Source organism: Lysobacter sp. GQ73 (genome assembly GCF_059758755.1).
In genome coordinates this window covers 49,608-71,531 of the sequence record NZ_JCAXEE010000009.1, presented here as the reverse complement: position 1 = coordinate 71,531, position 21,924 = coordinate 49,608, and the positions used below count along the sequence as shown (strand labels likewise).

The window sequence follows — 21,924 nt, the reverse complement described above, 5'->3', positions numbered from 1 at the left end:
GTTCGCGATTTTCCGGGCCGTCATGCGCTTGCAACGCCAAAAAGTGAGCATTGAGGCACAATCCCCTCCGTCTGCTTCCGGGGGGATCCAGGCGTTCACATGGGGATCAACATGGATAAGTTCGGGGGCCGCCTGCTGGCGGCGGTATTGGCCTTTGCGGCGGCCGGGTCGGCGCAGGCACAGGTGGTCATCAGCCAGGTCTACGGCGGCGGCGGCAATTCCGGCGCCACGCTGAAAAGCGATTTCATCGAATTGCACAACAACGGCAGCACCGCTGTCGATCTGAGCGGCTGGAGCGTGCAGTACGCATCCAGCGCGGGCACCACCTGGCAGCGCACCGCGCTCAGCGGCAGCCTTGCGCCCGGCGCCTACTATCTGGTCAAGCAGGCCGACGGCAGCGGCGGCTCGATCGATCTGCCGGCGCCCGATACGGTCGGCACGATCCCGATGGCGGCCGGCGCCGGCAAGGTCGCGCTGGTCAACCACAACACCGCATTGAGCGGCAGCTGCCCGCTCGGCAGCGTCGACTTCGTCGGCTACGGCAGCGCGTCCAACTGCGCCGAAGGCAGCCAGCCGACCGCGACGATCAGCGCCGTCCTCGCCGCCGTGCGCGCCGGTAAGGGCTGCACCGACAGCAACGTCAACGGTGCCGACTTCGACACCGCCGCACCGGCGCCGCGCAACCGCGCCAGCGTCGCGTTCTCCTGCGCAGGCGCCAACCTGCCGGTGGTCGGCATCGCCGACGTCAGCCAGATGGAATCGGCGCCCGGCTTCGCCTTCACCGTGAGCCTGTCGGAAGCGGCAGGCCCGAACGGCGTCAGCGTGTCCTATGCCACCGCCGACGGCACCGCAGTGGCCGGCAGCGATTACGAGGCCCTCTCCGGCACGTTGACGATTCCGCAGGGCGCGAGCTCGGCGACGATCGTCGTCAACGTGATCGACGACACCGTCAACGAGAACGACGAGACCTTCTTCGTCCGCCTCAGTGCGCCGGTCGGCGCCAACCTCGGCGATGCCGAGGCGCTCGCGACCATCGTCACCGACGAAGTCGAGCTGACGCCGATCCACGCCATCCAGGGCAATGGCGCGCAGTCGCCGCTGCTCGGCCAGCGCGTGTACACCAGCGGCATCGTCACCGGCCGCAAGAGCAACGGCTTCTTCCTGCAGACGCCGGACAGCCAGGTCGACGCCGATCCGGCCACCTCCGAAGGCGTGTTCGTGTTCGTCGGCAGCGCGCCGCCGGCCGTCGCCGCCGTCGGCAACACCGTGCGCGTCAACGCCAGCGTGATCGAGTTCGTGCCCGGCGCGGATCCCGGCCAGGCCCCGCTCACCGAGCTCGGCAATGCCCCGCAGGTAGTGTTGATCTCCGCGCCGCCGGTGATCGGCCCGAACACCCTGCCCGCCCCGATCGCACTGAGCCCGACCTTCCCGGATCCGTCCGGCGGCCTCGACCAGCTCGAGCGTCTGGAAGGCATGCGCGTGACCATCCCGAGCGCGACCGTGGTATCGCCGACCCAGGGCTCGAAGAACGAAGCCAACGCCACCGGCAGCAGCAACGGCATCTTCAACGTCGTGGTCACCGGCGTGGCGCGTCCGTTCCGCGAACCGGGCATCCAGGCACCCGACAACGCTCCGGGCGGCGGCAGCATTCCGCCGATCCCGCGTTGGGACTTCAATCCGGAACTGATCACCGTCGACAGCGACGCGATCGGCGGCAGCGCGTTCAACCTGTCCAGCGGCACCGTGCTGACCGACCTGACCGGTCCGCTCGACTACGGTTTCCGCCGTTACACCATCCTGCGCGATCCGAACACGCTCACCACCATCACCCAGGACCGCCAGCCGACCGCGGCGCGCGTGCCGGCGATGAGCGAGTTCACGGTCGCGGCCTATAACGTCGAGCGCTTCTTCGACGCCGCCAACGACCCGGCGATCGGCGAGCCGGTGCTGACGCCGGACGCGTATGCGCGCCGTCTCAACAAGATCTCGCTCGGCATCGCCTACCTGCAGCGTCCGGACATCCTCGGCCTGGTCGAGGTGGAGAACATCGCCGCCGCCCAGGACATCGCCGCGCGTGTCAACGCCGACGCGGTGACCGCCGGCCTCGCCGATCCGAAGTACGTGGCTTACCTGCTGGAAGGCAACGACATCGGCGGCATCGATGTCGGCTACCTGATCAAGACCGCCGACATCGCCCCCGGCACCGCCCGGGTCGAAGTGCTGTCGGTGACCCAGGCCGGCAAGACCGCGACCTGGACCCAGCCGGACGGCAACACTGCCCTGCTCAACGACCGTCCGCCGCTGGTGCTCGAAGCGGTGGTGCACAACGGCGACGGGCGCAGCTTCCCGATCACCGTGATCCTGGTCCACCAGCGCTCGCTGATCGACAGCGAACTCGACACCGATGCCGGCCACCGCGTGCGCATGAAGCGCCAGGCCCAGGCGGTGTTCCTCGCCGAGTTCATCCAGCAGCGCCAGCTGTCCAATCCGGGCGAACGCATCGTCACCCTCGGCGACTTCAACGCGTTCGAGTTCAACGACGGCCTCGTCGACGTGATCAACACCGTCGCCGGCACGCCGACGCCGGACGATCAGACTGCGGTGCCCGGCGACGGCGCCGACCTGGTCGAGCCGAACCTGAGCAACCTCGGCGAACTGGCCACGCCGGACCAGCGTTACTCCTACACCTTCGGCGGCAATGCGCAGACCATCGACCAGGTCCTGGCCAACCAGGCCCTGATCGCCGCGGCGACCGGCCTCGAGCTGGATCACGCGCGCATCAACGCCGACTTCCCGGAGATCAACCGCAGCCTCGGCGATTCGCCGTCGCGCCTGTCCGACCACGACCCGGTCATCACCTACATCGACTTCCGCCGCCGCGCGGATCTCGCGGTGACCGCGTCGACCTCGACCGCCTCGGTGCGCGTCGGCCAGCCGGTGAACTTCAGCGCCTCGCTGAACAACGCCGGTCCGGAACAGGCCGACTACCCGGGCATCGGCTTCGCCATCAACGCCGAACTGCCGGCCTTGAGCGTCGTCGCCCCGGCCGGCTGGAGCTGCGATGCCCCGGCCGTCGCCGACGGTTCGACCAGCGTCGCCTGTAACCGCACCAGCATGGCCAACGGCGAAGCCGCGACGTTCGCGCTCTCGGCCGTCGCCAGCGAAGCGATGATCGGCAAGACCACCACCCTGGCGGTCGCCGCCCAGTCGCAGTCGCTGGACCCGGTGCCGGGCAACGACGGCGCCAGCGTCAGCATCGAAGTCACCGCACGCGCCGACCTGGCCATCGACGTCGACGGTCCGCGCGCCCTGCGTGGCGGCCAGAGCGGGCAGTTCGCCGTCACCGTGCGCAACCGCGGCGGCGACGTCGCGGTGCTGCCGAGCCTGAACCTGTACGGCGATGCGCCGGCGGGCAATGTCTCGATCGCCGCGCCGACCGGCTGGACCTGCACCGTCGCCGCGCACGGCAACGGCTTCGAAGCGACCTGCGAGGGCGCCCGCCTGGCGGCGCGCAGCGAACAGCGTTTCGACTTCGTCGTCGTCGCACCGCGTCCGCGCCTGTGGGATCGCAGCCTGACCCTGCTCGGCTTCGCCGCATCGGCGGTGGAAGATCCGAATCCGTTTAACGACTTCGCCCTGCACCACGTCCAGCTCGCCGGACCGTGGTGGTGGTAAGTTCGCGGGCGGCGCCACGCCGCCCGGCGCGATTCGACCGTTAGAACCAAAGCGCGGCTTCGGCCGCGTTTTTTTTTGCCCGGCGTTCGAGTGCGCGTTGCGCCTGGGTCGATCGCAAACACGCCATGCGCAGGCGCGCGCGAGCCCGACAGCTTTGCCGGAATGGGCTTCTGCGCAAACCGCTGCGCGCGCGCCGGACACTCCGTACTGCGCCGTCTCGTGCGCCGGCCGGCGCACAAACCCGTGAACGCCATCGCGGCATGCGTCGGCTCCCGGCCGATGTTGCGTTTGCGCAACTCGCTGGAAACTGCGCGTCCGGCGCTTCGCCGAACGCCCGGCCGCGAGCATGAACCAGCACGCAAGTGCGCAGCCGACAACGGAAAACACGCCGGCCGGCCGCGCGAACCGCGACGGCGAGCCGCACGCCTGGCCCGCGCGCCGCACACCGCGAGTGCGACGCCTAGCCGGTTTCGCCTCGCATTGCATGTCGCAGCGCGCAACGGCGCTTAACAAGCGTTTCGGTATCATCCGCGCCATGACGCAGCGCCCGGCCCGCCGGGCGCCGCGGCTTTAGCCCGGCCCGGAATCCCCTCGTTCGCACGGAGAATCCGGACCCAGCCAGTCTGAAGCTGACCAGCGCGCCCGGCACTGGATCCGGGACCGGAATGATTCGGACCTCATCCCTTTTCTGTGAGGACCTTCCCCCGATGACCGTCGCCGCGACGTTCGAAATCGAATACCTCCAATACCTCGGCGCAGACGGTCGACCCGTCGCCGAGATTCCGGCCGCGTTCAAGGACGCCAACACGCTGCTGCCGCTGTTCAAGCAAATGCTGTTCGTGCGCACGTTCGACACCAAGGCCATCGCCCTGCAGCGCACCGGCAAGCTCGGCACCTACGCCGCCTGCCTCGGCCACGAAGCCACCCATGTCGGCATCGGCGCCTCGATGCGTCCCGACGACGTGTTCGCACCGAGCTACCGCGAGTACGGCGCGCAGTTCATGCGCGGCGTGCAGCCGCGTGAAGTGCTGATGTACTGGGGCGGCGACGAGCGCGGCAACGACTTCGCCGGTCCGCGCAAGGACTTCGCCTGGTCGGTACCGATCTCGACCCAGTGCCTGCACGCCGCCGGCGCCGCGCTCGCGTTCAAGCTGCGCAAGGAGAACAACCTCGCGGTCGCCTGCTGCGGCGACGGCGGTTCGTCGAAGACCGACTTCTACGCCGCGCTCAATTCGGCCGGCGCTTATCAATTGCCGTTGATCCTGTGCGTGATCAACAACGGCTGGGCGATCTCGGTGCCACGCTCGGCCCAGACCGGCGCCAAGACCCTGGCTCAGAAGGGCCTGGCCGGCGGCCTGCACTGCCTGCAGGTCGACGGCAACGACCTGATCGCGGTGCTCGAAGGCATGCGCCGCGCCGCCGAACTCGCCCGCAGCGGCCAGGGCGGCAGCGTGATCGAGTTCATGACCTATCGCCTGCACGACCACACCACCGCCGACGACGCGCGCCGCTACCGCGACGAGGCCGAGGTCAAGGACGCCTGGACGCGCGACCCGATGCCGCGCCTGCGCGCCTACCTGACCGCGCAGGGCGTGTGGAACGAAGAACTCGAGAAGGCCTGGGCCGAGGAATGCGGCAAGAAGGTCGACGTCGAGATCAACGCTTATCTGGAAACTCCGGTGCAACCGGTCGAAGCCATGTTCGATTACCTCTACGCCGACATGCCGGCGGATTTGCTCGCCCAACGCGCCGCCGTGCTCGCTCTGGAGGGCCGCCGATGAACGTCGCCACCAAGACCACCGTCGATACCGCCCAGCCGGTCGCCACGCCCGCCGCGATCACCCTGATCGAAGCGATCACTCAGGCGCTCGCCTATGAGATGCGCCACGACGACAGCGTGCTGGTGCTCGGCGAAGACGTCGGCGTCAACGGCGGCGTGTTCCGCGCCACCGCCGGCCTGCAGCAGGTGTTCGGCCCGGAACGCGTGCTGGATACGCCGCTCGACGAAACCACCATCGCCGGGCTCACCGTCGGCCTGGCCGCGCAGGGCATGAAGCCGGTCGCCGAAGCGCAGTTCGACGGTTTCGTCTATCCGATGCTCGACCACATCATCTGCCACGCCGCGCGCTTCCGTCACCGCACCCGCGGCCGCCTGACCTGCCCGATGGTGCTGCGCGTGCCGTGGGGCGGCGGCATCCGCGCGCCGGAGCACCACAGCGAAGCCAACGAAGCGCTGTTCACCAACGTGCCGGGCCTGCGCGTGGTGCTGCCCTCGTCGCCGGCACGCGCCTACGGCTTGCTGCTCGCTGCAATCCGCGATCCGGACCCGGTGATCTTCTACGAGCCCAAGCGCATCTACCGCCAGTACAAGGAAGTCGTCGCCGACGACGGCGAAGCCCTGCCGCTGGACGTGTGCTACGTGCTGCGCGACGGCACCGACATCACCCTGGTGACCTGGGGCGCGCAGGTCAAGGAAGCGCTGGAGGCGGCCGACAAGCTCGCCGGCGAAGGCATCAGCGCCGAAGTCATCGACGTCGCCACGCTCAAGCCGCTGGACTTCGCCACCATCGCCGAATCGGTCGGCAAGACCGGCCGCTGCGTGATCGTGCACGAGGCGCCCAAGACCGCCGGTTTCGGCGCCGAAATCGCCGCGCGCCTGGCCGAGGAGTCGATGTACGACCTGCTCGCGCCGGTCGAACGCGTCACCGGCTACGACACCCACATCCCGCTGTTCCGCCTGGAAATGAAGTACCTGCCGAGCGTCGACAAGATCGTCGCCGCGGCCAAGCGCGCGATGGCCAACGGCTGACGCGCGCGCTTCGAACCGACGGACTACCGCCAACGCATCGGCCGGTCGCCGACCGGCGATGCGCAGCATGCAAGACGAAGGCCGAGCGCGCGCCTTCGTTCATCACCCTCTCAGAGAACGAGTCATGAGCGATACCAAGACCTTCCTGCTCCCCGACCTCGGCGAAGGCCTGCCCGACGCGACCATCGTCGAATGGTCGGTCAAGGTCGGCGACACCGTCCGTCTCGACGACACCCTGGTGTCGATGGAAACCGCCAAGGCCGTGGTCGAAGTGCCCTCGCCCGTGTCGGGCAAGGTGCTCAAGCTCGCCGGCGCCGCAGGCGATGTGATCGTCACCGGCACCATGCTGGCCGAGTTCGAGATCGACCCGAACCTGCCGCAGCGCGCCGACGGCCAGGACACCGGCCACCACCACGGCGGCGGCCATGCGCCGGCGCCGCAGGCGCCTGCGGTATCCGCCGAACCCGCGGCCAAGCCTGCCGAAGCCGCCGGCGGCGCCGAACGCGCCGACAGCGGCACCGTCGTCGGTGCGATGCAGTCCTCCGACGCGGTGCGCAGCGAACAGGCGGTCGCGGTCGGCGGAGTCAAGGCGATGCCGGCGGTACGCGCACTCGCGCGCAAGCTCGGCGTCGACCTGGGCCGGGTCCGCGCCACCGGCGCCGACGGCGTGGTCACCATGGACGACGTCAAGCGCGCCGCCGCCGACGGCACCGCCCAGGCCGGCGCAGCGCCGGTGCAGCGCACGGCCGACCGCGCTCCCGCGCCGGCCGCGGCGCCGGCGCCGGCCGCCGCACCGGCACGCAGCACCCTGTCGGCTTCGGGCCGGCCGATGCGCACCCAGCCGCCGGGCGTCGCCGCGACCGGCCAGCCGGAGCAACTCAAGGGCGTGCGCCGCAACATGGCCCGCGTGATGGCCGACGCGCACAGCAAGGTCGTGCCCACGACGCTCGCCGACGACGCCGACATCAACGCCTGGCAGCCCGGCAACGACATCACCGGCCGCCTGGTGCGCGCGATCGTCGTCGCCTGCAAGACCGTGCCCGCGCTCAACGCCTGGTTCGACGGCGACAAGCTCACCCGCACCCTGCATCCGCAGGTCGACATCGGCATCGCCGTCGATACCGACGACGGCCTGTTCGTGCCGGCGCTGCGCAATGCCGACGTGCTCGATTCGCGCGGCGTGCGCGAGGCGATCAACCGTCTGCGCTCGCAGGTCGAAGACCGCAGCATTCCGGCCTCGGAACTCAGCGGCTACACGATCTCGCTGTCGAACTTCGGCATGTTCGCAGGCCGTTACGCCACGCCGGTGGTGGTGCCGCCGACGGTGGCGATCGTCGCCGCCGGCAAGGGCCGCCACCAGATGACCCCGGTGATGGGCGGCTTCGAATCGCACAAGGTGATTCCGCTGTCGCTGACCTTCGATCACCGCGCTTGCACCGGGGGCGAAGCCGCGCGCTTCCTCAAGGCGATGATCGACGACCTCGCGCGTCCGAACTGATCCAGCCGAAAGACACCGCTCCCGCATCGCGCGGGAGCGGTTCGGATGTCTAAACCCTTCGGCCCTCCGCGGTGCCGACAGCGCGCCGCGCGCGGACTTGCTTCGCCGGCCGCGCTCCCGAATGCCCTCGCCGATGCGGCGAGCGAAACACTCGCCTGACCCGCTCGGGTCCGCTGAACTCAACCCCGACTTTTCCCGCGACGCCACGGCGCGGTCGCTGCTGCCTGCCCGCCGTCTTCCCGGGCTCGGCCAAACCGGCATTCCGCAATCGCGATGGGCATCACGCTCGCCGCTACGATTGCGTTTAGGAATAAATAATTCCCTAAATCAATTATCCAGGAATCGCGCTAGCGTCGGCCCGCAATCCCGGCATCGGGCGCCTGCCGGCGCCGCGGCCGGCCCTTCGCCCTCATCGTCAGTCGAGAGGTTCCAGCATGAAGCGTTTCCTGCGCACGGTCCTGTCGTGCATTTCAGTCGCGGCCTTCGGCCTGATCGCGCCGGCCGCCCACGCCGCCCGGCCGGCCTTCCAGATGCCCTTCCCCTGCGGCCAGACCTGGTACGGCGACACCTACCCCGGCCACGGCCTGCGCTATGCCGTCGATCTCAATCACAAGCCGCGCCCGCTCAGCGACGCCGACCTCGGCTCGACCGTGGTCGCCTCGGCCGCCGGCACCGCGCGCACCTACGACCCGCACCCCGGCACCGGCTACGGCCGCCTGGTGGTGATCGATCACGGCGGCGGCTGGCAGACTTATTACGCCCATCTCAACGCCATCTCGGTCGGCAACGGCGCCCGCGTGTCGCAGGGGCAGAAGATCGGCACGCTCGGCAAGACCACCCGCCCCGGCAACAGCATCTCCGCCCACCTGCACTACGAACAGCGCCTCAACGGCGACGACCAGAAGATCGTCTGGAACGGCGCGACCATCGTCTACGACCAGTACGAAGTGGCCTACAAGAGCCGCAACAGCTGCAGCGCCGGCGGCGCCACCGGCACGGTCAGGACCAGCGGCTCGCCGCTCAACGTGCGCTCGGGCCCGGGCACCGCCTACAGCATCGTCGGCTCGCTCGCCAACGGCGCCAGCGTGACCATCCGTTGCCAGAAGACCGGCGAATCGGTCAGCGGCACCTACGGCACCAGCAATCTGTGGAACAACATCGGCGCCGTCGGCAGCAACCGTTATATTCCGGATGCCTACACCTACACCGGTTCCGACGGCCGCGTCGCTCCGGATTGTTGATGACCCGGTAAACAAACCCGACGGGGCGGCGGCGGGACCGCCGCCGCCCCGTCGGCACCGCATCGAGGACGCCGATGACCTACGCCGAGCCTTCGCAACCATGAGCCACGCCCGGCTAGGCCTCGCGTTGCTGAGCTCCGCCTTGATCGGCGGCCTGCTCGGCGCGGCGATCACCCGCTCGTGGATGGCGCCTGCGGCGCCCCACCGAGGCGAGCACGCCACGGCCGTGCCCGCCTCGGCGGGCACGCCGTCCCGGACGCAGCACTCGGCCCTGGCCGACGCCCTGGCCGGCGGCGGCCCGCGCGGGCGCGGCGCCGAGGACCTCGACCGCGACGTCCGCCGCGCCGCGCAGGACCCGGGCCATTTGCGCGAACTGCTGCGCCGCTACAGCTTCGAGACCGATCTCGACCGGCGCGGCGCCCTGCTCGCGATTCTCCAGGGCGTGGCCAACGAGGAAGTGCTGCAGTTCGGCCGGCAACTCGCCGGCAACCCCGACCCGCAGATGCGGCGCAACGGCCTGGCCCTGCTCAAGGCGTTTCCGCTCGACCGCGCCGAAGTGCGCGACACCTTGGCCCGTCAGCTGCGCGAGGAGCGCGATCCAGTGCTGTTGAAGGAAAGCATCGACATGCTCGCGCCGGCGGTCGTCGCGAGCGAAGACGCCGCGCCGCTGCTGGAACGCCTCGCCGCGCTGCGCGGCCACGCCGACGCCGAGGTGCGCGCCAGCGCCGTACTGCAGTCGGCGCGCTGGGACAAACAAGGCGACGGCGCCGCGATCCTCGAACCGGCCCTGCTCGATCCGGACCTCGCCGTGCGCCGCGCCGCGATCGCCGGCATCGAAGCCTCCGGCGCGCGTTCCGAACGCCTCAAGATCGCCTTGCTCGACATTGCCGGCGACGCCGGAGCCGACGCCGACCTGCGCCGCGCGGCGGCGTTCGCCCTGCAGAACTTCGCCCTCGATCGAGACGAGTACGCGCTGTACCGCGACGCGCTCGCCCGCGCCGACGCTACGGGCCGGAGTTTGCCGCTGCACTGAATCGCGATGCCGGAACGCTGCGCCAACGCGGCGTGGCGATACGGCGATGTGACGAGTACCGCGCCGCATCGCCGGGCCGGCACTTTCCCGTCCGCGCTCGGCGCGGCAATCTGCACCGCGGTCCTTCCCACGGAGCATTGCCATGGCCCATCGCAGCCGCCTGGCCGGATTCATCATCGATTGCGAAACCGGCGACCTCGACGCCGCCGCGAATTTCTGGAGCGGTGCGCTCGGCCTGGCCCGCAGCGAAACCTACGACGACGGCGACGCCGAATACGCCTCGCTCGCCGACGGTCCCGCCGCCCTGCAGATCGAAGTGCAGAAAGTCGCCCATCCCTCGCGCGTGCACCTGGACATCGAGAGCGACGACCTCGACGCCGAAGCCGCACGCCTGGAAGCGCTCGGCGCCAGGCGGGTGGCCTTCGTCAAGCGCTGGTGGGTGATGGAAGCGCCGACCGGCCACCGCTTCTGCATCGTGCGCATGAAACATCCCGAACGCGGTGCGCCGCCGAACGTCTGGGACTGACGGCGCTCAGCTGTCGTCGACGACGAGCCGGTCGCGACCGCTGGCCTTGGCCCGGTACAGCGCCTGGTCGGCGCGGTCGAACACCTGCTCGGGGCGGTCGCGCTCGGGCTCGCCGCCGGCGACGCCGATCGACACGGTCAACGGAAACGGCAGCGACGAACGCGCGATGCGCTGGCGGATGCGTTCGCCGACTTCCGCCGCCGTCGCCAGGTGCGTGCCCGGCAGCACCACCAGGAACTCCTCGCCGCCGAAACGCACCGCGACATCGCCTTCGCGGATCGAGCCGGCGACCGCGTCGGCCACCGCGCGCAGGGCGCGGTCGCCCAGCAGATGGCCGTGCCGGTCGTTGACCATCTTGAAGTGGTCGACGTCGATCAACATCAAGGTGTAGGCGGCGCGGCGCAGGCGGTCCATCGAGTCTTCGCTGCCGAGCAACTGCGCCAGCGCGGTGCGGTTGAGCAGGCCGGTCAGCGGGTCGTGGCTGGCGCTGTGCTGGAGCAGGTCGTGGCGCCGTTGCAGGTCGGCCTGGGCCTGTTCGAGCTGTTGGGCGAAGGCCTCGCGTTCGGACAACAGCCGACGTTGCTCGATCGCATAGCGGCGCAGTTCGAACAGATGCTGGACCTGGCGCGCGATCGCCGCCAGGCCTTCGCGCTGCGCGTTGCGCAATTCGCGCGGCACGGCGTCCATCACGCACAAGGTGCCGAGCGCGTAACCGTCGGGGCTCAGCAGCGGCGCGCCCGCATAGAAGCGCAGCGGGCGCTCGTCGAGTTTCAGGCCGAGCCCGGCGAAGCGCGGATCGTCGGCGAGGTCCTCGACCACGAGCACCTGGTCCGGCAGCGCATTGGCGATCAGGCGGTGGCAGATCGAGTCCGAGCGCGGCCGCTCCGCCGCCTTCAGCCCGACCCGCGCCTTGAACCAGACCCGACCGTTGTCGACGAGGGCGATCGCCGCGGCCGGCGTCTGGCATAGGGTCGCCGCGAGCCGGACCAGGTCGTCGTAAGCGCTCTCGGGCACGCTGTCGAGCAGGCCGTAGCCGGCGAGCGCGAGTTGACGGCCGGATTCGTCTCCGGGCTCGGTCGGCATCGGTTGCGGGCGCAACGGCACGACGGACATCGGCAGGTCGGGGCGTAGTTTTCCAGCCCTGGACGCTACCCCAGCGCCGATTCAACGCCCGTGAACGGCCCGATCGGACTCACGTTTTCCGGCATCTGCGGTTCAGCCCGTCGCCGCCATCGCCGAGACGCCCGCTAACCTTGGCGATCCAGCCACACGCCCAGGCCCTGGGCGTTGAGCTCGATGTCGACCGCCAGACTGGCATGGACTTGCGCCTCGCTGAGCGGGCTGCCGTGGGCCCGCGCGCGCTCGGTGTACAGCGCCTCGAGCGCGGCCTTCATGCGCGCATGGCGATCGCCCCCGGCGGCCTGCGCGTCGCGGCCGATCCGCACCATCGCATCGATCTGCTCGATCAGCTCGGCGCCGAGCCGCTGCACGTCGCCGACGCGGCCGTAATGGGTCAGGTACATCGCCTCGGGATCGCTGGCCAGCAGCAGGCGGATCGAGGCCTTGAGCGGCTCGGGTTCGAACTGCACCGGCGAGCTGGTCGGAATGACGAAGGGACCGCGCGCCGAATCGAACTCGCGATACGACAGACCGAAGGTGTCGCCGGTGAACCAACTGCGGCTGCGCGCGTCCCACACGCACAGGTGATGGCGCGCATGCCCGGGCGTGTCGACGCACAACAAGGGCCGTCCGCCCAGCTCGACGATGTGGCCGTCGCGGGCGATCACCACGCGTTCGGCCGCCACCGGCGCGATCTCGCCGTAGCTGCGGGCCATTTCCGCCTCGCCGTAGACCGCGGTGGCGCCGGCGACCAGGCGCGCCGGATCGATCATGTGCGGCGCGCCGCGCGGATGCACCACCAGCCGCGCATTCGGCAACTGCCGCATCAGCGCACCGGCGCCGCCGGCGTGATCGAGATGGACGTGGGTCAGGATCAGCCAGTCGACGTCGGCCGGGGTCAGGCCTTGCGGCGGCAGCGCCGCGAGCAGCGCAGGGATCGAATGCTGGGTGCCGCAGTCGATGAACGCGCCGCGGCCGCTGTCGACCACCAGATACGCGGCATCGAAGATCGGCCGCTGAAAACCGGTGTCGATGGTGACGATGCCCAGGGATTCGCTCATGACGGCGCTGCGCGGCGGAGACCGCCCCAGTCTATGCGCTGGTCGCCGCGGCGACATGCGGCTTTGGTCGCAGGCGCCGGCCCGTTCGCGGTCGTCGAGCGCGAGGTTTCGCCGGCCGCCTATCGCCCGCTCAATCGAGCATGTCGGTCCAGCGACGCAGCCATCGCCAGCGCACCACGCCGGCGATGGCCAAGGTCGCCAGGAACACCCCGTAGCCGAGCGAGGTCGCGAAGATCTGCGGCCACATCGCGCCATAGGCGTCGCCGGCATAGCGGTGCGCCCAGCGGATCGCCAGCACGAAGGCGCATACCGACGCGGCCAGGGACACCGCATCGAACAAACGCCGCGCGGCGTTGCGCGGCTGCCGCGGGTACAGCCAGAACAGCGCGCCGAGAATCGCGAACCAGGGCAGGAACAGGATCAGCGCCAGGTTGAGTTCGACGAACCGGCTCACGACGTCGCGCTGTCCTTCGCCGCCTGCGCCTCGGCTTCGGCTTGCACGATCGCGCTAAGCGCCGCGGCCACGGCCTCGCGGCGGGCGTCGTCGACGGCATCGGCCGCGGCGAGCAAAGCCGCGACGTCGCTCTTGCCGGCCTTGAGCGCGGCGATCAGCTGCCCGGCCTCTTTCGGCGAAGCGAAGCCGCGACTTTGCAGCAGCACCTCGTCGCCGTCGGCGAGCTTGAAATAGAACTGTCCGTCGGCTTCGCGGTACTGCTTGAACACCGGCAGGCTCGCCTTGCTCTCGGCCTTGGCCGCCGCCTTGACCGAGGCCTGCGACAGATCGCGCAGGCCGACCGCTTCGCGCAGCGCCTTCATGCGCGGGCTGACGTGCTGCGCGCGCACGCGGCGGGCGCCGTCGACCAGGATCGCTTCGATGTCCTGCGGGCGCGCCATCAGCGTCTCGTACTTCTCGCGCAACGGCGCGACCTCGCCGTCGATGCGTTCGAACAGGGCTTGCTTGGCCTCGCCCCAGCCGATGCCCTCGGCGAAGGCGCGGCGCATCGCCTGCGTTTCCTCGACGCTGGCGAAAGCCTGGTAGATCTGGAACAGGGCCGAGCCCTCGGTGTCCTTCGGTTCGCCCGGCGCGCGCGAGTCGGTGACGATCGAATAGATCAGTTTCTTCAGCGTGTCGCGCGGCGCGAACAAGGGAATGGTGTTGTCGTAGCTCTTGCTCATCTTGCGGCCGTCCAGGCCCGGCAAGGTCGCCACGCTTTCCTCGATCAATGCCTCGGGCAGGACGAAATGCTCGCCGTAGAGATGGTTGAAACGCTGGCCGACGTCGCGCGCCATCTCGATGTGCTGGATCTGGTCGCGGCCGACCGGCACCTGGTTGGCGTTGAACGCCAGGATGTCGGCCGACATCAGCACCGGGTACATGAAAAGGCCGGCGGTGATCGCGGCATCGTCGTCCTCGCCTTCGGCGCGGTTCTTGTCGACCGCGGCCTTGTAGGCGTGGGCGCGGTTGAGCATGCCCTTGCCGGCGACGCAGGTCAGAAACCAGGACAGTTCCGGAATCTCGACGATCTCGCTCTGGCGATAAAACCAGACCTTGGACGGATCGAGCCCGCAGGCCAGCCATGCCGCCGCGATCTCCAGGGTCGAGCGCTGCACGCGCTCGGGCTCCTGCACCTTGATCAAGGCGTGCAGGTCGGCGAGGAAATAGAAGCTTTCCACGTCCGGGGCCAGGCTCGCGGCGATCGCCGGGCGGATCGCGCCGACGTAGTTGCCGAGATGCGGGGTGCCGGAGGTGGTGATGCCGGTCAGGATGCGGGTCTGGGTCATTGCGGATCGTGGGTGGAACGTGGCCGGCCAGTGTACCCGCTGCCCGGCGGCCTCCGCCTCGTCCGCGGGGCCTCAAGCGCGCAGCAGGGGCGGGCATCCCGGGCCGGCGGCTGAGCGCCGGCTGAGCGCCGCGGCCGACCAGACCGGGCCGCCGCAACCCCGTTCCGGGAACAGGTGCGTTTGCATGCTCGACCACCCAGGAGACACCGCCATGTTCCGCACCTTCGCCCTGCTCGCCGGTGCCGTGTTGACCGCCACCGCCTGCACCCCGGCCTTCGGCCGCCCGTTGGTCGACCTCGCGGTGATCGACCGCGACAGCGGCGATTGGCTGCCGACCTATCCGCACCGCGGCCAGCAGTGGATCGCCGGCACGCCCGGACACCGCTATTCGGTGCGCCTGACCAATACCACCGGCCAACGAGTGCTGGTCGTATTGTCGGTCGACGGCGTCAATGCGGTCAGCGGCCAGACCGCCAGCCCCTCGCAGGCCGGCTACGTGCTCGATGCCTGGCAATCGACCGAGATCAACGGCTGGCGCAAATCGCTCGACGATGTCGCCCAGTTCGTCTTCACCGATCTGCCCGACAGTTACGCCGCGCGCACCGGACGCCCCGACAACGTCGGCGTGATCGGCGTGGCGGTGTTCGAGGAACGTCCGGTGTATCGCGAACCGCCGCGTCCGTATCCCTATCCCTACCCGGCGTCGCCGCCGTACGGCCGCGGCCAGGGCATGGCCGAGGCCGAGCGCCGCGCCTCCAACGGCGCGGCCGCGCCGGCCGCCAGTGCAGGCAAAGCGCGCGAAGCCGCCGCCGACAGTACCGCGGCGCAGTCCATCGGCACCGGTCATGGCGCGCGGGAGTGGTCGCCGGTCTCGCAGACCGACTTCGTCCGCGCGTCGCGTTCGCCGGCCCAGGTCATCCAGTTCCGCTACGACGATTACCGCAATCTGGTCGCACGCGGCATCGTGCCGCGCTATCGCGCGCCGTATCGCGATAACGAGCCGCGCGCGTTCCCGAACGGCTTCGTCGCCGACCCGCCGCCGCGCGGTTGGTGACGCGCGAGCCGTAAAAGACCCAGCGCCGCGATGCTGCGACCGCTCGGCCAGGCGATACGTGGCGCAACGAAAAACGGGCCGGACGAATCCGGCCCGCTTCCCCTTCTGTCCCCGAGCGCGTCTTGCGCGTTTTCTCGCGCGACGGCGGCACCCGGTTCAAGCTCGCTTCGTTCTAGCCTGTTTCGTTCACGCCTGCCTGGATCGTTGGAGAGCCGATCCGCGAGCGCATCAGGACAGCATCAGGGCTTCGCTCAGTTCAGCGTCTTGCCGAACTCCCTCACTTCCTTCTCGGCGCGGTCGCGTTCCCAACCGTAGCGTTCCTGCAACTTGCCTGCGAGGTATTCCGAATTGCCTTCGGCGACATCGAATACGTCGTCGGTCAGATCGCCCCACTTGGCCTGGGCCTTGCCCTTGATCTGGGTCCACTTGCCGGCAATGATGTCTTTGTTCATCGATGACACTCCTTCGTTGGGGGAAGTCGGATCCGGCGCGACGCGCATGCGGTGCAGTCATTCGGAAGTAGTCGTTCGAGATGACTGTCCAGCGCGTCGTTGGCTTGCCGTATCGCCGAGACAGTTTCGCAACGACGACGTTCCGGCCGGGTCACGATTGCGTTAGCTGCGGCTTGATTTCGGTGAACGCGCATGAATGCTTCATTGCGTTTTTGTGCGCGGGTTCGCGCTTCGGCCACAACTGTGCAGAACGGCGATCCAGCGCGATGATCGGCGCGCCGCGGGGATGCATGCGCCGCTCTGCCTTCGTAGGACAGCCAACGCCCAGACGCAGAAAAGGCCGGATCGCTCCGGCCTTTTCGCAGATTCGGCGGACCGTAACGGCTTAGTTGCCGTCGCGGACGTCTTCGGCCGTCTGCTCGACCTTTTCGCCGGCCTTCTGAACGTCCTTGCCGGCACCGGCCACGGTGTTGCAAGCGGTCAGGGTGCCCATCGAGAACAGGGCCAGCAGCAACAGGGCAGTCAAACGCTTCATAAGAACTCCTTGGTCGGTTACGGATACCAGATCGGGCCGCGCACGCTGTCGCGTCCTGTCCGCATGAAACGCGAGCCAATGTGAAGCCGGTGTGCAGCGCCGGCCCGGAGCCCACGGGGAACCGGCCATCGCGAGGCGAGTCCGCCGAGCCGCCGTCAGCGGCGATTCATCGCCGCGGCGGCGACCGCGCTCATTCGCGCATCAGGGTCGATTTTCCGAACAGGCTTTCGACCAGGTCGACCGCGAGCTTGGCGGTGCGATTGCGCTTGTCGAGGATCGGATTGAGTTCGACGATGTCGAGCGAGGCCAGCCGCCCGCTGTCGGCGATCATCTCCATGACCAATTGCGCTTCGCGATAATTGGGGCCGCCCGGCACGGTGGTGCCGACTCCCGGCGCGATGCTCGGGTCGAGGAAGTCGACGTCGAAACTGACGTGCAGATGGGTGTTCTCGTCGACGCCTTCGAGCGCCTCCTCCATGACCCGCCGCATGCCGATCTCGTCGATGTAGCGCATGTCGTAGACGTCGAGCCCGTGCTGCTGGATCAACTGCTTCTCGCCGCGGTCGACCGAACGGATGCCGATCTGGCGGATCTCGTCGGCGCGCATCGCCGGGGCCGAACCGCCGAGATGGGTCAAGGCTTCCGGGCCGAGCCCGCACAGGCACGACACCGGCATGCCGTGTATGTTGCCCGACGGGGTGACCTGGCTGGTGTTGAAGTCGGCATGCGCATCGAGCCACAGCACGCGCAGTTGCTTGCCGGTTTCGCGGCAATGCCGCGCGACCGCGGTGATCGAGCCCAGGCCGAGGCAGTGATCGCCGCCGAGCAGGATCGGCATGCGGCCTTCGCGCAATTCCGCGCCGACCGCGTCCATCACCAGGCGGTTCCAGGCCACCACTTCGGGCAGGTGGCGATAGCCCTCGACCGGCTTCTGCCAGGGATTGCGCGGGCCGTCGAGGTTGCCGCGATCGACCACGTCGACGCCGCGCGCGCTCAAGGCTTCGCCGAGACCGGCGATGCGCAGCGCTTCCGGTCCGAGGCGCGCGCCGCGATGACCGGCGCCGACGTCGGTCGGCGCGCCGAGCAAGGACACGGGAGGATAAGTACGACTCATGAGACTTCCTCTTCCCTGCGCCGGCATCGCGACGCACGAGGGATATCGATAGTGAACGCAGACGATGCCCGCGGCATCGCGCGATCGCCGCAACAGGGCCGCGCGTTGCGCTGCGGCCGCCGACGATGCCGGCATTCTAGCGCAGGGCGGACGCGGGGCCGTCGGCTCGGCGTATCGGTCGAGGGCTACTGCGCTGCAGCAGGGCTCGGGTGGGATGGAAGCAACTGCGGCTCGGCCTGCCTTGGCGTCGCAAGGTCATGGCGGGGATCGGCGGTTTGCCGCCGGCGTTCGCGCTTGACCTAGCGCCGGGACGGTTCTGGCGTTGGATGAGCTGAACCGACTGCGGTTCACCTGCCCTGGCAGCGCAAGATCAGGGCGGTGGATCGGTGATTCGCCGCGAGGCGTTCGTGGTTTGGACAAGCGCCGGAGTGGTTCGGGCCGTTGGATGGATTGGCCGGGCGGTTGCCTCGCCAACGCTTTACGTGGATTCACGTGGTGCCGCTTGTCCGAATCGAACGGACGACCGCTCGCTTACAAGGCGAGTGCTCTACCAACTGAGCTAAAGCGGCAAGGCGTGACGGCGTGCGGACCGGGATTGGAGCACCGATGCGGGCGACGGCAGGCGCATTCTACGCGCCCGCGCCGCCCACGGACAGCGCGCTCAGCCGAGGGCGCCGCAGGACACGCTGCGCCAGCGCTGGGCGCCGGCGGCGCGGCGCAGGGCATCGCCGTTCGAGGTGGTGGTGGCCGCGTCGATCCAGGTCGCCGACGCCGTCTCGCCGAGCGCTTCGACTCGCACCGGGAAACCCGCCTCGCTGAGCGAGGACGCACGCTTGCGCGCCGATTCCTCGCTGCGGAAACGGCCGAGGGCGATGCCGTTGGCGTCGGCGCCGGCGCCCATCACGAACAGATCGCTGAAACCGGCGGCGCGAATGCGCTGCGCGGTCGCCTGCGCCGCCTCCGCGCTCGCGGCCGGCGGCAGATACACGCGCCAACCGCGCGAAGGGTTCGAGCTGCCGGCCTGGGCGCGCGTCGCCAGCTTCTGCGCGAGCGGCTGCAACTTCGCCCGAGCCGCATCGGCGGCCGCGGCATCGGCGAACGGGCCGACGCTGAAGCACTGCGCTTTCGCCGCTTTCGCCGCTTCGGGCGCCGCCGTCGTGGCCGCGACCGCCTGGGGCGGCGCGGCCAGCGGGGTGCCGCTCGCGGCATCGAGCTTCGCCGCCGCGGCCGCGGTCTTGGCCGCTTCGCCCTGCTCGGCCTCGGCCTGGACTGTGTTCGCCGCCGCCGGCAACTTGCCGGCGCTGTCGACCAGGGCCGCGGTCGGCGCCGACGGCGCGGGCGCGACGGCGGCCGCCGTGGATTCGCCGGCCAACTGCAGGCGCGCGACGCCGAGCGGAAGTTTCTCCTCGGCTGCGGCGGGCGCGGCAGGGCGCGCGACCCACCAGGCGGCGACGCCGATGTTGAGCGCGATCAGCAGAACGATGAGGGCACGGACGAGCATGCGCGGATTCTATCGCCTGGGTTCAGCGGGATGTTTCGATGCCGGCCCAGATCGCGAGTCCTTGCAGGACCAGCGTCGGGGCCAGGGTCGGCGACGGCAGCGCGGCGGCCAGCGCATCGGCGCCGCCGCCATGCAGCAGCAACCGCGGCCGCTGACCGAGCGTGGCCGTCGCCGAGGCCAGGCTGCGTTCGATCAGGGCCAGGGCGGCGCCGTCGCAGCCGGAGGCCAGCGCGTCTTCGGTGTCGGCGGCGAAGTCCAGGGTCGCGCCGCCGTGCTCGGGCAATTGCGGCGCGCGCGCATGCAGCGCTTCGCGCATCAGCGTCGGCGACGGCGCGATCAGGCCGCCGCGATGCAGGCCGCCGGCGTCGAGCAGATCGATGGTCAGCGCGGTGCCGATCCCGCAGATCAGGGCCGCGCCCTCGCCTTGGGCGTGCGCGCCGAGCAGGGCCAGGAAACGGTCGGCGCCGAGCTTGCGCGGTTCGGCGTAGGCGATGCGCACGCGATCGGACGCGGCCGCGGCGAAGCCCTGCGGCGAACGGAAGCTCGCCTGGGTGCGCGCGATCGAGATCCGCCGGCAACGCGCGGCCAGGGCATCGAGCACGGCCAGGCGCAGGGCCGGATGCGCCACGCTGGCCAGGTAGGCCACCTCGATCCGCTCGGCCGGCAAGGCCTCGGCGAGTGCGGCGGCCACGTCTTCCTCGCGATGCGGCAAGGCTACGGCGGCACCGGGACGGCCGTCGGCGCCGAGCGGCGCGCACTTGAGCCGGGTGTTGCCGAGGTCGAACAGCCAGGCGCTCAACGCGAAGCTCCCTGCACGCGCCGCACGCTGACTTCGCCGGCGTGGAAACGGCGCTCCTCGCCGTCGTCCAGGCGCACCCGCAGGGCGCCGTCGTCGGCCAGGCCGAGGGCGATGCCCTGGTGGGTCGCGTCGGCGCCGTGCACGCTGATCGCCTGCCCGGCCAAGGCGTCGAATGCGGCGTAACGGTCGAGGAACGGCGCCAGCCCGGCTAGGTCGAATTCGTCCAGCGCCGGCAGCAGCCGTTCCAGCAGGGCCGCGGCGACCGCGTCCCGGGCCAGGCTGTGCGTGCCGCCGTGCGTGCCGGACAGCCCGGACAGGTCGATCCAGGGCTGGTCGATCGACCCCGCGGCCGCGGCCGGCATGCGCACGTTGAGCCCGAGCCCGATCACCGCGCGCGCCGGCCCGGCGTATTCGCCGCCGCCTTCGATCAGCAGGCCGCCGAGTTTGCGCAGGCCGTCGCCGTCCGGCACGACCAGGTCGTTCGGCCATTTCAGCCGCACCGCGGTGTAACCGAGGCCTTGCAGGGCCTCGACCGCGGCGATGCCGGCGACCAGGCTGAGCCCGCCGAGACGGGCGAGCCCGCCGCCGAACGAGCGCGACAGCGAGAGGTACAGATGCGCCGCCAGCGGCGAGGCCCAGACCCGGCCGCGGCGCCCGCGTCCGCCGGTCTGGCGTTCGGCCAGCAGCGCCGCGACGCCTTGCGCCGGGGTCGGCCGGCGCAGCAGCTCGCTGTTGGTCGAGTCGATGCTCCAGGCCACCTCGAGCGTGGCCAAGAGCGCACGGGTCGGCGCCGACAGCGCGGCGACGATCGCTTCGGCATCGAGCAGGTCGAGCGGTTGCGAAAGTGCGTATCCGCGCCCGGGCTTGGCTTCGATCGCTACGCCAGCTTCGCGCAAGGCCTCGATGCGCTTCCACACCGCCGCGCGGGTCTGCCCGGCGGCGCTGGCGAGCGCATCGCCGGTGGCGGGGCCTGCGATCAGATGCTGCAACAGCGCGCGGTCGTCCATCAGCTCCGGCGCCAACGGTGCAGCAGACGCGCGCCGGCGAAGCGCGATTCGGTGCCGGCACGCAGGCGCGCCAGATTGCCGCGATGGGTGAACACGATCAGCGCCGCGGCGGCGATCGCGAAGCATTGCCGCGGCAGCCCGGCCTCGCCGAGCCAGGCGAGCACCGGCAGGCATAGCACCGCGATCACCGTGGCCAGGCCGACATAGCCGCTGAGAATCAGCACCGCGGCCCAGGCCAGCAACAGCACCGGCAGCGCGAACGGCCACAGCACGGCCAGGCCGCCGACCAGGGTGGCCGCGCCCTTGCCGCCGCGGAAGCCGTGCCAGATCGGCCAGACATGGCCGAGCACCGCAGCGAACGCGGCGAGGTAACCGTGCGCGGTGACCGATAACTCGTTGCCGACCGGGGCATAGCGCAGCGCCAGCCAAGTCGCGAGCGCGCCCTTGCCGATGTCGAACAGGACCACGGCGAGCGCGAAGCGCAGGCCCTGGGTGCGGAAGGCATTGGTCCCGCCAGCGTTGCCGCTGCCCTGCTCGCGGATGTCGACACCGCGCAGGCGTCCCAGCAGCAGGCTGCCCGACAGCGAACCGATCGCGTACGCCGCCAGCAGTAGCGCCACCGACAGCGGCGCCACCGAGATGACGGCGGACAGGGGTGGCGTGAGGGCGGCGAACGGCATGGGCGAATTATGCGCGAGCCGATACGCGGGCCGATACG

Annotated in this window: 19 protein-coding genes and 1 tRNA gene; 8 read left to right on the top strand and 12 right to left on the bottom strand. The window is 70.1% G+C overall.

What is annotated here, in order from left to right; translation table 11 throughout:
- Window positions 1-111 precede the first annotated feature (111 nt).
- The 7 genes from AC6CH2_RS20610 to AC6CH2_RS20580 all read left to right on the top strand — a co-directional run bounded on the left by AC6CH2_RS20610 (window position 112) and on the right by AC6CH2_RS20580 (window position 10,782).
- A complete protein-coding gene (locus tag AC6CH2_RS20610) occupies window positions 112-3,675 on the top strand; it encodes a Calx-beta domain-containing protein (protein ID WP_498270846.1) in 3,564 nt (1,187 codons plus the stop codon).
- A gap of 707 nt (window positions 3,676-4,382) precedes the next feature.
- Window positions 4,383-5,456 (top strand): pyruvate dehydrogenase (acetyl-transferring) E1 component subunit alpha, encoded by a 1,074-nt coding sequence (gene pdhA / locus AC6CH2_RS20605; protein WP_435394467.1) that lies wholly within the window; start codon window positions 4,383-4,385, stop codon window positions 5,454-5,456.
- Window positions 5,453-6,484, top strand: a complete 1,032-nt coding sequence (locus AC6CH2_RS20600) for an alpha-ketoacid dehydrogenase subunit beta (protein WP_435394468.1) — start codon at window positions 5,453-5,455, stop codon at window positions 6,482-6,484. Before pdhA ends, AC6CH2_RS20600 begins: the two co-directional genes overlap by 4 nt.
- Window positions 6,485-6,608: 124 nt before the next feature.
- The gene (locus tag AC6CH2_RS20595; protein ID WP_498270845.1) at window positions 6,609-7,982 is read left to right on the top strand and encodes a dihydrolipoamide acetyltransferase family protein; all 1,374 of its coding nucleotides are present in this window, start codon (window positions 6,609-6,611) and stop codon (window positions 7,980-7,982) included.
- Window positions 7,983-8,416: 434 nt separating this feature from the next.
- A complete protein-coding gene (locus AC6CH2_RS20590) occupies window positions 8,417-9,223 on the top strand; it encodes a M23 family metallopeptidase (RefSeq protein ID WP_498270844.1) in 807 nt (268 codons plus the stop codon).
- Window positions 9,224-9,323: 100 nt separating this feature from the next.
- On the top strand, window positions 9,324-10,256 hold the full coding sequence (locus tag AC6CH2_RS20585; protein WP_498270843.1) for a hypothetical protein: 933 nt from the start codon (window positions 9,324-9,326) through the stop codon (window positions 10,254-10,256).
- A 142-nt stretch (window positions 10,257-10,398) separates the two neighbouring features.
- Window positions 10,399-10,782 carry a VOC family protein gene (locus AC6CH2_RS20580; RefSeq protein WP_498270842.1) on the top strand — a complete coding sequence of 128 codons (384 nt, stop codon included), beginning with the start codon at window positions 10,399-10,401 and terminating at the stop codon, window positions 10,780-10,782.
- 6 nt (window positions 10,783-10,788) lie between these two features.
- On the opposite strand, the gene AC6CH2_RS20575 is transcribed toward AC6CH2_RS20580, so the two are convergent.
- The 4 genes from AC6CH2_RS20575 to AC6CH2_RS20560 form a co-directional block, all read right to left on the bottom strand.
- Complete coding sequence (locus AC6CH2_RS20575; RefSeq protein WP_498270841.1) at window positions 10,789-11,895, bottom strand: GGDEF domain-containing protein; 1,107 nt, start codon at window positions 11,893-11,895, stop codon at window positions 10,789-10,791.
- Window positions 11,896-12,029: 134 nt separating this feature from the next.
- A complete protein-coding gene (locus AC6CH2_RS20570; RefSeq protein WP_498270840.1) occupies window positions 12,030-12,962 on the bottom strand; it encodes an MBL fold metallo-hydrolase in 933 nt (310 codons plus the stop codon).
- Window positions 12,963-13,092: 130 nt separating this feature from the next.
- Window positions 13,093-13,416, bottom strand: coding sequence for a hypothetical protein (locus AC6CH2_RS20565; RefSeq protein ID WP_498270839.1), 324 nt, complete (start codon window positions 13,414-13,416; stop codon window positions 13,093-13,095).
- The gene (locus AC6CH2_RS20560) at window positions 13,413-14,744 is read right to left on the bottom strand and encodes a tryptophan--tRNA ligase (protein ID WP_498270838.1); all 1,332 of its coding nucleotides are present in this window, start codon (window positions 14,742-14,744) and stop codon (window positions 13,413-13,415) included. Before AC6CH2_RS20560 ends, AC6CH2_RS20565 begins: the two co-directional genes overlap by 4 nt.
- 211 nt (window positions 14,745-14,955) lie before the next feature.
- On the opposite strand from AC6CH2_RS20560, the gene AC6CH2_RS20555 reads away from it, so the two are divergent.
- Window positions 14,956-15,798, top strand: coding sequence for a hypothetical protein (locus AC6CH2_RS20555; protein ID WP_498270837.1), 843 nt, complete (start codon window positions 14,956-14,958; stop codon window positions 15,796-15,798).
- A 251-nt stretch (window positions 15,799-16,049) separates the two neighbouring features.
- On the opposite strand, the gene AC6CH2_RS20550 is transcribed toward AC6CH2_RS20555, so the two are convergent.
- The 8 genes from AC6CH2_RS20550 to plsY all read right to left on the bottom strand — a co-directional run bounded on the left by AC6CH2_RS20550 (window position 16,050) and on the right by plsY (window position 21,886).
- The gene (locus tag AC6CH2_RS20550; protein WP_435396962.1) at window positions 16,050-16,250 is read right to left on the bottom strand and encodes a CsbD family protein; all 201 of its coding nucleotides are present in this window, start codon (window positions 16,248-16,250) and stop codon (window positions 16,050-16,052) included.
- A gap of 385 nt (window positions 16,251-16,635) precedes the next feature.
- The gene (locus tag AC6CH2_RS20545; RefSeq protein WP_498270836.1) at window positions 16,636-16,785 is read right to left on the bottom strand and encodes an entericidin A/B family lipoprotein; all 150 of its coding nucleotides are present in this window, start codon (window positions 16,783-16,785) and stop codon (window positions 16,636-16,638) included.
- Between the two features lie 190 nt (window positions 16,786-16,975).
- A complete protein-coding gene (gene rocF / locus AC6CH2_RS20540; RefSeq protein WP_435396964.1) occupies window positions 16,976-17,899 on the bottom strand; it encodes an arginase in 924 nt (307 codons plus the stop codon).
- Between the two features lie 493 nt (window positions 17,900-18,392).
- Window positions 18,393-18,468, bottom strand: a tRNA-Thr gene (locus AC6CH2_RS20535).
- Window positions 18,469-18,560: 92 nt separating this feature from the next.
- Window positions 18,561-19,400: an SPOR domain-containing protein gene (locus AC6CH2_RS20530; protein WP_498270835.1), complete on the bottom strand. Its 840-nt coding sequence runs from the start codon at window positions 19,398-19,400 to the stop codon at window positions 18,561-18,563.
- A gap of 22 nt (window positions 19,401-19,422) precedes the next feature.
- Entirely contained in the window at window positions 19,423-20,199 is a 777-nt protein-coding gene (locus AC6CH2_RS20525; protein ID WP_498270834.1) for a type III pantothenate kinase, read from the bottom strand.
- On the bottom strand, window positions 20,196-21,206 hold the full coding sequence (gene birA, locus AC6CH2_RS20520; protein ID WP_498270833.1) for a bifunctional biotin--[acetyl-CoA-carboxylase] ligase/biotin operon repressor BirA: 1,011 nt from the start codon (window positions 21,204-21,206) through the stop codon (window positions 20,196-20,198). Before birA ends, AC6CH2_RS20525 begins: the two co-directional genes overlap by 4 nt.
- Entirely contained in the window at window positions 21,206-21,886 is a 681-nt protein-coding gene (gene plsY / locus AC6CH2_RS20515; protein ID WP_498270832.1) for a glycerol-3-phosphate 1-O-acyltransferase PlsY, read from the bottom strand. Before plsY ends, birA begins: the two co-directional genes overlap by 1 nt.
- Window positions 21,887-21,924 lie beyond the last annotated feature (38 nt).